Source organism: Streptomyces sp. CBMA123 (assembly GCF_014596465.1).
Taxonomy (GTDB): Bacteria; Actinomycetota; Actinomycetes; order Streptomycetales; family Streptomycetaceae; genus Kitasatospora.
In genome coordinates this window covers 1-12,892 of the sequence record NZ_MECK01000153.1, presented here as the reverse complement: position 1 = coordinate 12,892, position 12,892 = coordinate 1, and the positions used below count along the sequence as shown (strand labels likewise).

The 12,892-nt window shown below is 74.6% G+C and carries 12 protein-coding genes; 8 read left to right on the top strand and 4 right to left on the bottom strand.

The genetic code is table 11. The features are described from left to right. The first annotated feature begins 253 nt into the window (after positions 1-253). From BG452_RS18720 to pxpB, 4 genes are all read left to right on the top strand, one after another. Positions 254-1,288, top strand: a complete 1,035-nt coding sequence (locus tag BG452_RS18720) for an IPT/TIG domain-containing protein (RefSeq protein ID WP_188305474.1) — start codon at positions 254-256, stop codon at positions 1,286-1,288. 189 nt (positions 1,289-1,477) lie between these two features. Beyond that, positions 1,478-2,002 (top strand): hypothetical protein, encoded by a 525-nt coding sequence (locus BG452_RS18715; RefSeq protein WP_188305473.1) that lies wholly within the window; start codon positions 1,478-1,480, stop codon positions 2,000-2,002. Positions 2,003-2,144: 142 nt separating this feature from the next. Continuing rightward, positions 2,145-2,921, top strand: a complete 777-nt coding sequence (locus tag BG452_RS18710; RefSeq protein WP_317621117.1) for a 5-oxoprolinase subunit PxpA — start codon at positions 2,145-2,147, stop codon at positions 2,919-2,921. A gap of 11 nt (positions 2,922-2,932) precedes the next feature. Continuing rightward, positions 2,933-3,568, top strand: a complete 636-nt coding sequence (gene pxpB, locus BG452_RS18705; protein WP_188305472.1) for a 5-oxoprolinase subunit PxpB — start codon at positions 2,933-2,935, stop codon at positions 3,566-3,568. Positions 3,569-3,771: 203 nt separating this feature from the next. Here pxpB and BG452_RS18700 read toward each other — a convergent pair whose 3' ends face one another. Beyond that, positions 3,772-4,701 carry an aminoglycoside phosphotransferase family protein gene (locus BG452_RS18700; RefSeq protein WP_188305471.1) on the bottom strand — a complete coding sequence of 310 codons (930 nt, stop codon included), beginning with the start codon at positions 4,699-4,701 and terminating at the stop codon, positions 3,772-3,774. A gap of 127 nt (positions 4,702-4,828) precedes the next feature. Beyond that, positions 4,829-5,596, bottom strand: a complete 768-nt coding sequence (locus tag BG452_RS18695) for an alpha/beta fold hydrolase (protein WP_188305470.1) — start codon at positions 5,594-5,596, stop codon at positions 4,829-4,831. Positions 5,597-5,781: 185 nt separating this feature from the next. On the opposite strand from BG452_RS18695, the gene BG452_RS18690 reads away from it, so the two are divergent. From BG452_RS18690 to BG452_RS18680, 3 genes are all read left to right on the top strand, one after another. Further along, complete coding sequence (locus BG452_RS18690) at positions 5,782-6,318, top strand: PadR family transcriptional regulator (RefSeq protein ID WP_188305469.1); 537 nt, start codon at positions 5,782-5,784, stop codon at positions 6,316-6,318. Positions 6,319-6,438: 120 nt separating this feature from the next. Next, entirely contained in the window at positions 6,439-7,137 is a 699-nt protein-coding gene (locus tag BG452_RS18685) for a class I SAM-dependent methyltransferase (RefSeq protein WP_188305475.1), read from the top strand. Positions 7,138-7,360: 223 nt separating this feature from the next. After that, positions 7,361-8,203, top strand: coding sequence for an undecaprenyl-diphosphate phosphatase (locus BG452_RS18680; RefSeq protein ID WP_317621118.1), 843 nt, complete (start codon positions 7,361-7,363; stop codon positions 8,201-8,203). 109 nt (positions 8,204-8,312) lie between these two features. Here BG452_RS18680 and BG452_RS18675 read toward each other — a convergent pair whose 3' ends face one another. Beyond that, positions 8,313-9,812 (bottom strand): HEAT repeat domain-containing protein, encoded by a 1,500-nt coding sequence (locus BG452_RS18675; RefSeq protein WP_188305467.1) that lies wholly within the window; start codon positions 9,810-9,812, stop codon positions 8,313-8,315. 287 nt (positions 9,813-10,099) lie between these two features. Here BG452_RS18675 and BG452_RS18670 point away from each other — a divergent pair, with 287 nt between their 5' ends. Continuing rightward, positions 10,100-10,681 carry a hypothetical protein gene (locus BG452_RS18670; RefSeq protein WP_188305466.1) on the top strand — a complete coding sequence of 194 codons (582 nt, stop codon included), beginning with the start codon at positions 10,100-10,102 and terminating at the stop codon, positions 10,679-10,681. Positions 10,682-10,803: 122 nt separating this feature from the next. Here BG452_RS18670 and BG452_RS18665 read toward each other — a convergent pair whose 3' ends face one another. Further along, entirely contained in the window at positions 10,804-12,285 is a 1,482-nt protein-coding gene (locus tag BG452_RS18665) for a hypothetical protein (protein ID WP_188305465.1), read from the bottom strand. Positions 12,286-12,892 lie beyond the last annotated feature (607 nt).

The following is a 12,892-nucleotide window of genomic DNA, read 5'->3' as shown; positions in this document are numbered from 1 at the left end:
GCGGGCACGGCGGCGCCGGCGGCCGGGCGGAGGCCGGGCTCGGTGGGCGGGTCAGCGATGGCGGTCACGGTGGACAAGATTAGAGGTTCGCACCGACATCGACCGAAACGGACCTTGCGGACGGGCCGGACGGCAGGCCGGGGGGCGTGTCGGGGGTGGTTCCGGAACGCGGTTTCGACAGGATCGCGCCATTCCCGAACCGGTATTCGAGAAAACCGTGAGCGCGGCGCGTCCGACCGGTGATGATCGTCCCATGATCACCCGACTGGCCAAAGCAGGCTTCGCCGCCGCGCTGTCCGTGACCATCCTCAGCACCGGTGCCGCCGCCACGGCCGCGCCGACCGGCACGTCCGACGTCTCGGCGCAGCACGTGACGGTCTCGCTGAACGGCTACCTCCCGAGCACCGCCCCACCCGGCCCGGGCCAGATGTCGGTCAGCTGGACCTCGGCCGGCACGGCCGATCTCACCGGGCCGACCCACATCACCCTGGACCTGCCGCAGGGGCTCACCACCGACGGCGCGATGTTCTACTCCACGCCGTACGACTACACCTTCACCGAGTCCGTCTCGCCGGACGGCCGCCACCTGGACGCGGTGCTGGTCGGCACCCGGCGGGCCGGGTTCCACGAGTTCATGAAGCTGAAGGTGTACGGCGACCCGACCAAGGCCTCCGGCCAGCTGGTCGCGACGATCGGCAACCCGAACGACACCGACCCGACCGGCCACGTCGCGGTCCTGCCGCTGCCCGGCAACGCCCCGGTGCCCGTCGTCCCGGGCACCCCGTCGGTGGCCGCGCTGGACACCGCCACCGGCCCGGGCGCGGGCGGGACCGCGGTGACCGTCAGCGGCGGCAACCTGTCCCACGGCATGGTGCTGGTCGGCGGCGTGCCGGCGCCGGGCAGCTGCACCGACACCGCCTGCACGGTGACCACTCCCGGCGGCACGGGCAGCGCCCCGGTCAGCGTGGTGACCCCGGGCGGCACGGCCGCGGCACCGGTCACCTTCGACTACACCGGCGACCCGCCGCCGGCGCCGCCCACGCCGGCGGTCTCATACCTCGGCCCGGCCGGCGGACCGGTGGCCGGCGGCACCCAGGTCGCGATCGCGGGCACCGATCTGACGTACGGGACGGTGTCGTTCGGCGGGGTGCCGGCCGACCGCTTCTCCTGCGGCCCGAAGTTCTGCACGGCCTACGCGCCGACGGGTGCCGCGCCCGGGCCGGTGGACGTCACGGTCACCACGGCGGGCGGCACCAGCGCGCCGGTGACGTACACGTACGCCGCGTAGCCACTGCTCCACGGACGCCCGGGTGCCGCTCAGGTGCCCGGGCATCGGTGCGTCCAGGGGTCTCGCCTCAACGACGAAGGATGTTGAACGCGTTCAAATGAAGGCCTAGAGTCGGTTCCGCGCAGCCGGGACAAGGCCCGCCTGCACATTCGGCATGCGCGCGCCCGGCGTGCGCGGGAGGTGTGCAAGATGGACGACGACCCTGCGGTCACCCTGCGGAAGGTCCGGCGCCGGCTCCGGTTCTTCCTGGTCTGCCTGGTGCTGAGCGGCCTGACCGCCTTCCCGCTGGAGACCGAGACGCGCTGGCTGGCCGAGTTCGCCGCCGGCCCGGCCGCCCCGCTGGCCGACCACTTCCCGGCCGTCACGGCCTGGTTCGAACGGGTCCACACCGGCATCGCCGAGACCAACCGGAACTACCCCTTCCTCGCCTACGGCACCGACTGGCTGGCCTTCGCCCACCTGGTGATCGGCGCCGCCTTCTGGGGGCCGCTCAAGGACCCGGTCCGCAACGTCTGGGTGATCCGCTGGGCGGTGCTCGCCTGCGGCGCGGTGATCCCGCTGGCACTGATCTGCGGGCCGCTGCGCGGGATTCCGCTGGCCTGGCGATTCATCGACATGTCGTTCGGTGTCTTCGGCGTCATTCCGCTGCTGATCGTGCTGCGGGCGCTGCGTCCGCTGGAACGTTCCTTCCAGGAACGGCTTGCCGCGAACTGAGTCGGTGCTGCACGGCGCCGCCCCAGGGCGCGGGCGCGAAGGCCGCGCGCCGGTGGGCCCGTGGGCCCTCCGGGTCACGGACAACGGGCTTCATCCCCAGGCCCTACCATCTGGCTCAACAGCTGCTGGGAGGCGGACGGGCGTGGCCGATGCGGTGATCGATCTCAATGCGGACCTCGGCGAGGGGTTCGGGCGCTGGACCCTGACCGACGACGAGGCCCTGCTGTCGGTGGTGACCAGCGCGAACGTCGCCTGCGGCTTCCACGCCGGGGACCCGTCGACGATGCGCCGGGTCTGCGCACTGGCCGCCGAACGCGGCGTGCGGATCGGCGCCCAGGTCTCCTACCGCGACCTCGCAGGCTTCGGCCGCCGCGCGATGGACGTCCCGCCGGAGGAACTCGCCGACGAGATCGCCTACCAGATCGGCGCCCTCCAGGTCTTCGCCCGCGCCGCCGGCTCCCGGGTCGCCTACGTCAAACCGCACGGCGCCCTCTACAACCGGGTGGTCACCGACTCCGAGCAGGCCGAGGCCGTGGTGGCCGGCGTGCTGCGGGCGGGCGCGGTCTGCGACGGGCCGCTGCCCGTCCTCGGACTGCCCGGCTCCCGGCTGCTCGCCGTCGCCGAGGGCGTCGGACTACCGGTGGTCACCGAGGCCTTCGCCGACCGCGCGTACACCTGGGCCGGCACCCTCGTCCCGCGCCGCGAGCCCGACGCGGTGGTGACCGACCCCGGGTCGGTGATCACCCGCGCCGTCGGCATCGCCCGGGACGGCACCGTGGAGGCCGTCGGCGGCGACCAGATCACCGTCGAGGCCCGCTCGCTCTGCGTCCACGGCGACACCCCCGGCGCCGCCCAGCTCGCCTGGCGGATCCGCGGCGCCCTCGCCTCGGCCGGCGTCCGGGTCGAGGCCTTCGCGTGACCGACGGCCCGATGCGCACGGGCCCCGTCGGATCGGTACGGCGGGTGGGCGAGCGGGCGCTGCTGGTCGAGCTGCCGGGCCCGGCCGAGGTCGCCGCGCTGTACGGGTGGCTGCGCGAGCGGCAGGCCGCCGGAGAGCTCGGCGAGGTCGACGAGGTCGTCCCCGCCGCCCGCACCGTACTGCTGGACAGCGTCGCGGACGTCCCCGCGCTGGCGGCGCTGCTGCGCACCGCCCGTCCGGCGGCGGCCACGGTCGCCGGCGGGCCGCTGGTGGACGTCCCGACCGTGTACGACGGCGCCGACCTGGCGGAGGTCGCCGCGCTGTGGGGCGTCTCCGCGGAGGCCGCCGTACGGATCCACACCGAGCCCGAGTACGTGGTCGCCTTCTGCGGCTTCGCACCCGGCTTCGGCTACCTCACCGGACTGCCGCCGCGGTACGAGGTGCCGCGCCGGGCCACCCCGCGCAGCGCCGTCCCGGCCGGCTCGGTTGCCCTGGCCGGCCGGTACACCGGCGTCTACCCGAGCCCCTCCCCCGGCGGCTGGCAGCTGATCGGGCGGACGGCGCTGGCCCTCTGGGACCCGGCCCGCGAACCGGCGGCGCTGCTGGCACCGGGGGTGAGGGTCCGGTTCACCGCGGAACGGGCGTAGGCGCGCTGCCGCGGATCCGGCTTCCTTGACCGGACCGCCACAGGGGCAGGCGGAATTGAGCGACCTGCAGGCGGTCCGGCCCGGGCCGCTGACCACCGTCCGTCTCGGCCACCATCCGTCCCGACCGCCGACCTCGCGGCCGCCGCCCGGGCCCGGCCGGGGACATCAGTGCGCTTCGTGCTGCCGCGGAAGCGGTGAGGCGGTCAGCTCCGGCCCTGTGACAGCAGCTCCGCGACGGCCCGCTGGGCCGGATCCAGCTCCGCCTCCCCGTCCTCCACCGCCCAGACCGCGTTCTGCAGCACCCTGGCCAGCGTCCAGGCCGCCGCCACCTCGCGGTCCAGCTCCAGCGCCTCCACCAGGAGGTCGAAGCGCCACCGCAGCGCGCGGGCCGGGTCACCGGTGGCCGTCAGGTCGTCCCAGCGGTTGCGCAGCGCGGGCAGCAGCTCGAAGCCGGGGTGCCCGGCCAGCGGCTTGGGGTCGATCGCCAGCCAGGGGGCCCGGTCGCCACCGGGCAGCGGGGCGAGGACATTGCCGTAGTGGAGGTCCCAGTGCAGCAGCCGGTCGCCCGGCTCGGCGCGGACCGCGCGGAGGGCTGCCGCGCAGTCGGCGAGCAACCGCCGCTCGTCCGGATCGACGTGGGCGGCGACGGCCTCCGGGGCCCGCAGCAGCAGGCCGTCCGCGACTCCGCTCAATGTCCGCAGGCTGCCCGGTGCCTGATGGTGCGTCAATTCCCTCAGTAGCGCGGCGATAACGCCCACCGCCGTGCGGTCGTCGGGCAGGTCGAGCAGTGAACGCGACGCGTCCAGAGCTTCCAACAGCAGGGAGCCGGAGGTCGGTTCGTGGTCGAGCAGCCGGACGGCGCCACGGCCGTCCCAGGCCCGAAGGGCGAGGGGTTCGCCCGCCGTCTCCTCGTCCACCGGCTGGAGCTTGAGCACCGCCGGCGTACCGTCGGCGCGGCGCACCGGCAGCGCCAGCCCGACCACGCCGTGCGCCACCGGCCCGTCCGGGCGCAGCTCCCAGCGCTCGATCAACTCCTCTGCCAGCGCCGGGAGTCGGGCCGACCAGGCGCGCCCCTCCGCGCCGAGGGCTTCGGCCAGCGACGCGGCCAGCGCGGGCGGGACGACGACGGGCATGGCAGGGGCTCCTCTCCGACGGCTCGGATCAGCCTAGTTCGGGACCGGCCAGGCCCGGGCGCGGACCCCGGATCGGGACCGGCCAGGCTCCGGCGCGACCCCGGGTCGGGACCGGCCCGGTCAGGGCTCAGCCCGCGCCCAGCGCCGCCGCGGTCGCCGCCGCGAAGCCGTCCGGGTTGTCGACCATGATGTTGTGCCCGCAGTCCGGCACCTCCACCACCCGCACCCCCGCCGCGCGCAGCCCGTCGGCACCGGAGGGCTCGTCCGCCTCCGGGTGGAGGAAGGTGCGCGGCAGGTCGAGCCCGAGCAGCAGTTCGCGCATGGCCGGCTCGCTCCCCCGGGCGAGGTGCGCGGCACTGCGGTACAGGGCCTCCGGGCCGGCCAGTCGCATCGTGGACCACCAGAACGGGCCGACCCGCTCGGCGACCTCCTCCCGACCGCCGGCCAGGAACTCCGCCTCGGAGTAGGTCGCGATCCCGCTGCTGCCGACCCGCTCGCGGTCGGGCGCGATGGGGTCGAGGTTGGCGTCCACCAGGACCAGCCGCGTGACCAGCCCGGGGTGCCGGTGCGCCAGGACGATCGCGATCGCGCCGCCCATGCTGTGGGCGACCACCTCGACCCGCTCCAGGCCGGCCGCGGCGACGGCCGCCGCGACGGTGTCGGCGTGCGCCTCCAGGGTGTACGCGAAATCGACGGGCCGGTCGCTGATCCCGAAGCCGAGGAAGTCGAGCAGCAGCGAGCGGCGCCCGGCGAGCAGCGGGTGGGCGGCGGCGGCCGCGAAGTAGGCGGGCGAGGTCGCGCCGAGCCCGTGCAGGTAGAGCCGGGCGGGCTCGGCGCCGGGCAGCTCGACCCAGCGGATCCGGTCGCCGTTCGGGGTGACGGGGGTTTCGCGCACGCGCACACGCTCCTGTGTCAGTCGGGAACTGCCGGTCGGGGACTGCCCGCGGGAACTGCCGACAGGGACTGTCCGCGGGACTGCCGGCGGCCTTGGTATGCCGGACCCAGACCATACCTCGAATCCGAGGTATAGCGACACCGATATACCGACGCTCCGAGACACGGATCTGGAAGAGTGACCTCATGCTGAAGCTCGCGATCCTCGGGTTCCTGTACGACCGGCCGCTGCACGGCTACCAGCTGCGCCGCCACCTCGCCGCCCTCACCGGCCACGTCCGCCCGATCAGCGACGGCTCGCTCTACCCCGCGATCAAGCGGCTGGAGGCCGACGGCCTGCTGGTCCGCGAGACCGAGCCCGGCAGCGCCGCCGCACCCCGGCACACCCTGCACCTCACCGATGCCGGCCGCACCGCCCTGCTCGACCGGCTGCGCGAGCCCGAGCCGCTGGACATCAGCGACGGCAACCGCTGGACCACCGTGGTCTCCTTCCTGCGCCACCTCGACGACCCGGCCGCCCAGGCCGCCGTGCTCCGCCGCCGGCTGGACTTCCTCAGCGAGCCGGCCAGCTTCTTCTACGAGGACGACCGCCCGCGCAGCGCCGAGGAGTTCACCGACCCCTTCCGACGCGGTCTGCTGCTGACCGCCCGCGCCACGACCGAGGCCGAACTCACCTGGCTGCACGCCGCCTTGGCCGAACTGGAGCGCCCGCAGGCCGACTGACGACCCGGCCGGCGACCAGGCCGACGAGCCCGGCCTGCGGACTGACCGAAAGCCGTCCGGCCTCCCTTCCCTCTCCACCCCGCCCGTGTTCCGATGAGACCCATGGGCAACGACACGCACATGAGCGACGAGCGGCGCGAGGGCTACGACGGCACGGGCACCGGCGCGATCACCCCGGACGGCTGCGCGGTCGAGGTGTGGACCCGCCTCCCGGTGGGCGACGCACCGGACGTGATCGAGGCCGCGGTGCCGCCGGGCGCCCGCATCCTCGAACTGGGCTGCGGCGTCGGCCGGATGACCCACCCCCTGGTCGAGCGCGGCTTCGCCGTGACGGCCGTGGACGAGTCCGCCGAGATGCTGGCCCAGGTCCGCGCGGACGTCCGCACGGTGCGCAGCCCGATCGAGCGGCTGGACCTCGGCGAGCGCTTCGACGTCGTCATGCTCGCCTCCTTCCTGGTGCACGCCGGCGACCCGGCGGTCCGCCAGGGCCTGCTGGAGACCTGCCGCCGCCACGTCGCCGAGGACGGCTGCGTGCTGGTGCAGCGGGAGGGCGAGGACTGGCACCGCAACGTGCCGCGGGAGAGCCGGATCGCCGGGACGGACGGGGTGGCCCGGATCCTCTCCGCGACACCGGTCGGTGCCGGGGTGAATTCGGTCCACGCCGAGTACGTCTTCCCGGACGGCGTCTGGACCCAGACCTTCCTGTCCCGCCCGCTGACCGCGGCGGCCTTCGAACAGGCCCTGGCAGAGGCCGGTCTGCGGGTCGAGGAGTACCTCACGGAGGACCGCACCTGGGTCCGGGCCCGGCCCGCCGACTAGGGACGCGAGGGCGCGGGTCGGGACGGGCCAGGTGCGCAAAGCACGGTTAAAGGGTGAACAAAGAGCTGTCACCTTCACCCCGTACCATCGGCCGCGCGCCGGGCCCGTGCGCGGCCGCGGGCCGTGGGGTCGCGGTCGTCCGCACGCCCGCTCCGACCCGCAAGGACCCGCCCATGCCGCACCGGCACCACACCCGCCCGATACCCCTGGCGGGTGTTCGGTGATCAACTGGTTCCACGGGGCCGTTCTCGGCCTGGTCCAGGGGCTCACCGAGTTCCTGCCCGTCTCCTCCAGTGCCCATCTGCGGGTGTTCTCCGCCCTGTTGGGCTGGGACGACCCGGGCGCGGCGTTCACCGCCGTCACCCAGCTCGGCACCGAGGCCGCGGTGCTGATCTACTTCCGCCGGGACATCGCCTCGATCGTCCGGACCTGGGTGATGTCACTGTTCCGCCCGGCGCTGCGCTCCGAACCGGACGCCCGGACGGGCTGGTTCGTGATCATCGGCACCCTGCCGATCGGCGTCCTCGGCAAGCTGTTCCAGGACTCCATCGAGACCCATCTGCGCGATCTGCGGATCATCGGCACCACGCTGATCGTCTTCGGTCTGGTGCTGGCCCTCGCCGACCGCACCCGGGCCGTCCGCCACGCCCGTCCGATCACCGATCTGACCCTGCCGCACGCGGCCGCCTACGGCTTCGCCCAGGCGCTGGCGCTGATCCCGGGCGTCTCCCGCTCCGGCGGCACGATCAGCGCGGGCCTGCTGCTCGGCTACAGCCGGGAGGCGGCGGCCCGGTACTCGTTCCTGCTCGCGATCCCGGCGGTGCTCGCCTCGGGGACGCTGGAACTGTTCAAGATCGGCGAGGGCCCGGCCCCGGCCTGGGGGCCGACGATCCTGGCCACCCTGATCGCCTTCGCGGTCGGCTACGCGGCGATCGCCTGGTTCCTCGGATACATCTCGAACAACAGTTTCCTGCCGTTCGTGGTGTACCGGGTGCTGCTCGGCGTACTGATCATCGGTCTGGTCGCGGGCGGCGTGCTGGCCCCGGACGCGGGCTCGGTCAAGTAGAACCGCGTTCCACACCCGGCCGCCGAGGACAAAGCCGAGGAGAAAGCCGAGGACAAAGCAGTGGGCCGGGACACCGACGAGGTGTCCCGGCCCACCGAACGTCAGGAACCTAGCGCCCGAACTCCCGGGCGGCGGTCAGCCGACCGCGGACGGCGGCATGGACCTCGGCCTCCTCGGCCGGGTCCGCGGCGAGCCTTCGCAGCCGCTCCAGCACACGCGCGTCGCCGGTGGTGGCGACATGGCGCGCGGCGAGCTCGCGGGTGGACTCCTCGCAGTCCCAGAGGCACTCGACGGCGGGCCCCTCCGGGAAGTGCACATCGGTGGCGGCGAGCGCCCGGGCGGCGCGACCGCGCAGTTCGGAGGAGCCGGCCTCCCCGTAGATGTGGCGCAGGACCGGGACGGCGTCGGCGGCGGCCAGCCGCCCCGCACCGTCCACCAGCGATCCCAGCCCGGTACCGCTGACCCCGCGCACGGAGATCCAGCGGCGCAGCCCGGCGACCACCAGCGGCGCGTCGGCCGGCTCCCCGGCGTCGGCGAGCAGGCGCACGGCGGTCTCGCCGAGCGCGCTGTCGGCTCCCCCGCTGGCCGGGTCGGCCCAGCGGCGGGCCTGCGCCAGCACCTCGGGGCCGCGCATCCGGCCGAGCAGCTCCAGTGCTGCCCGGACGATCCGGTCGTCCACGTCAGCTGCGGCGGCCTCGATCAGTTCGAGGGCGGCCGGGTCGCGCTGGTCGACCAGGTAGCGCAGGGCGGCCCGCCGGGCGCCGGGCAGGCCGTCGCGGGCGGCCTCCAGCAGGGCGGGACGGTCCTCGGGCCGGACCACAGCGGTCAGGCAGCGGGCGGCCGCGGCGGCGCGGCGGTCCGCGGCGTCGGGGCCGGACCGGTCCTCGTCGGCGCGCACCGGCTCGGGCCGGCTCAGGAAGGCGTCGGCGCCGAGGTCGCCCAGCCGGCCCTGGTCGGCCCAGGCCAGCACGTCGGCGGTGGACCAGCCGGGGGTGACACCGCCGCGGTTGAGCTGGCGCTGCCACAGGTCGAAGGGGGACTGCTCGCTGGCCGCGGCCACTCTCGGGTGGTAGGCCGCCCAGAGCCGCCAGGGCCTGGGCTCGTACGCGTTGCGGATGAACTCGCGCAGCTCGGCGTCGCCCTCGGGGCCCGGTGCGAAACGGTCCAGCACGGCGCTGCCGAGCAGCAGCAGGCCGCGGTCGTCGTCGCGCAGGGCGAGCTCGTCCAGGGCCCAGGCCCAGTTGGCGCCGGTGGCGGCGTACTCGCGCAGCATCAGCAGCGCGTCGCGCCGGCCGTACGCGGCGAGGTGGCCCAGGACGGAGAGGGCGAGGCCGGTGCGGCTCTCGTCGTCGCTGACGAGGTCCTCGGCGGAGTGGAGGTGGTCCTCGATGCCGTCGAGGGAGGCCTCCAGCTCCATGTAGAGACGGGCGTAGTAGAGGGAGCGGCTCTCGACCTGCCAGTCGGCCCGCGGATCCCTGGTGACACATTCCTCCAGCGCGGCGATGGCCTCGGCACGGTCGGCGGCCAGCGCGTGGAGCTGCCCGTCTCCACGGCCTCGCTGAAGGAGGCCTAGGAGGCTGGCACTAGGTGCTATCACTGGCTCGAACATGAGGTCAGCATCCGTTGCGGCGGTCGTAGTGGCAACGGGATTTCCGTCGCCGGGGTCTCTGGTCGGTACTGCGGCGGGCGCCCGGGCGCCGGAATCACCGAAGGTTACCGCCTCGGACCCCCGTCCGCACACAGGGCGACGAAGGCGGCTGCCGCAGTGGCATATGCCAGGGGAACTTTGCCTGCGTTCTGTCCAAATCGCCCACACCGGTCGGGACGCTGTGCGACAGTCTTCTCACCACCCCGACGCCCCGCACACGGCGGGCCACACTCAGCGATGGACCCGTCATGAACATGCCCTTAGGCGCCGCCCGCCCGCCGGACACCGCCACGGTGGACGGCGCCCCGGCGGACGCGGACGACGGCTCCGGTACGGACCGCGCCGCCGGCCCCACGGGCAGGGCGGACCGCACCCGCGGCGCAGCGGGCGACGGCGCCGCGGACGGCTCCGACCGCGGAACGGACGGCAGCGTGGACGGCACGGCGCAGGAACCGTCCGGCCCCTACCTCGGCAACGGCGACACCCACGGCACCGGCGGCGCCGCCGGCGACAGACTCGTCGGCTCGGCCGAGTGGGACCTGCTGACCGACGGCGTCCGCTGGGACGCCGAGACCTACCTCCTCCTCGGCTGCGACCCGGGCCAAGGACCGCTCAGCCTCGACCGACTGCCCGACCGCCTCCCCGAGGCGGACCGGCCGGTGCTGCGCCGGATGATGACCGACGCCCTGGTGCACGGCCGCCCGGCCGCCGGCACCCTGCGGATCCGCCGCTCCGGCGGACGGCACGACGACGTCGAGTGCGCGGGCGAACCCGTGCTCGGCGCGGACGGCACCGTCACCGCGCTGCGCATGCTGCTCCGGCGGGCCTGAACCCGGCTCCCGTCCCCACCGGCCCCTTCCCGACCAGTCCCCACCGGTGCGCTCCCGACCGGCCCCTTCCCGACCAGTCCCCACCGGTGCGCTCCCGACCGGCCCCGGACCGGCCGCCCGTCTCAGGACGACCGCGGCCGGTTCTTGGCGTCCGCCGCCCGCAGCTCCCGACCCAGCTCCGCCCGCAGCTCGTCCACCACCGGCAGCCCGCGGTAGCGGGCGGTCAGCCGGTACATCTCGCGCAGCCGGTCCCAGGTCCGGTGCGAGGAGTTCTGGCCGATCAGGTTCATCACCATCTTGGCCTGGAACTCCGCCGCGTCCGGCTCCCCGGTGATCCAGTGCACCGAGGCCAGGGTGATCCGGTCGAACAGCGCCGACCGCAGCTGCCCGGTGCCCTCCCGCAGGGTGATCACCCGCTCCGCGTGCCGCCGCGCCAGCGGGGCCGCCGCCGGATCCTGCTCGGCCAGGGTGCGCAGCACCAGTGCCTGCATGCCCCGCAGTTCGGCCTCGTCGAAGACCTGCATCCAGGACGGCGGCGGCTCCGGCGCGTCCTCGGTGAACAGTTCCTCCGCCTCGCCGAGCAGCCGGTAGGTGTCCTGGGAGTGCCCGATCGAGGCGTGCGCCCAGGCCTCCACCGTGTTGAACATCGCGCGCGTTCTGGGCAGCAGCAGCCCGCCGCCCGCCTTGGCCGCCGACATCAGCTCGATCGCCTCGTCGGCCCGGCCCAGGTGCACCATCTGGCGCGCGGCCCGGGAGATCGCCTCACCGGCCCGCGGGCGGTCGCCGGCCTCCTTGGCCGCCTCGGCCGCGATCATGAAGTACCGCTGGGCGGTGGGCTCCAGGCCCACGTCGTGCGACATCCAGCCGGCCAGCACGGCCAGGTTGGCCGCCACCAGCCACAGCCGCTGCTCCACCGCCGACGCGTGGCGGTGGGTCAACAGTCCGCCGACCTCGTTGAGTTGGCCGACCACCGCCTTGCGCTGCAGCCCGCCGCCGCGGGCCGCGTCCCAGGCCCGGAACACCTGCACCGAGCGCTCCAGCGACTCCACCTCTTCGAGCCCCACCGGGCCCGCGTCGTACACGTCGACCACCGGGCGCGCGGCGCTCCCGGTGATCAGCTGGCGCGGTCCGGGCACCGAGGCCGCGTACGCGACCGCGTCCCCGCCCAGCCAGCCCTTCAGCGAGTCGGCGACGACCGCCCCGGCCGTGAGCGCGGCTCCGGCGCCCACCAATCCACGTCGGTTCAGCATGAGGTCCATTCCCGTGAACTCGGTGAGGACCGCGGCTGTTCGATCCGGCGACCACGGGACTGCTGCGGAGGGCTCCGCTCCGGACCTGGTCGGCCGGTGTCGTTCCAGACCGAGGTCCTCAGTGGTGACGACACGTCCGAGCCGCTCCGTGAACACGGCTGCCAGCACCCTCGGCACCGGATCGCGCGGGATCTCCCCCTGCTCGATCCACCGCCGTACCCTCGACGTGTCGGTGGACAGCTGCTGCTGCCCCAGCGCGGCACCCCGACGGTTGACCAGCCGGGCCAGTTCGCCCTTGGACCATCCGGTCAGGACGAACAGATCGGCGAGTCGGGTGTTGGGTTCCCTGCTCAAATGAAGCCCCCAGGTTCCTCGGCAACTCCGAGGCTAGAGGCTCGGGCAAGTGCCAGGCGAGCATTCGCCACCGTTCGCCAGGGCCCGCCAGACTACTAAGCCAGTGCCCGGCGGGTGTGTTGTAGGGATGCGCCACCTCGCCCCTCGGGTCGGGCGGCGTCCCACCGGCGTCGGGGCAGTCCCCCGACCGTGGCACGGGACGCTCCCGGTCCTCACCCGAGGGGGTGGCGCGGCCGGGTGGCGCGGGGGCGCCGGGCACGGCCACGGCAGTCCGGCCGACCGCATTCCCCAGGGTGCGGACGGCCGGAGCACCGCCGAACAGGGGTTCCGGCCCCGCGTCCGTGCCCGGCGCCCGCGCACCACCCACCGACCGAACCAGGGCCGCCGCCACGCCAGGAAGCACGCGGCACCAGCCCTCCCCCGCCCCGCGGGGCGAACCCGCAGACGGACCGGAAGGGACCCCCCTCAGCCCATGTACTCCTCAGCGACGACCCCCACGCCGACCGCGAGCCGCACCGCGCTGCGCCCCCCCAACGCGGCCGCCGGCCGTCCGGGGCCCAAGCAGCTGCCCCCGGCGAGCCGCCCGGCGGCTCCGCGCGGCACCGAG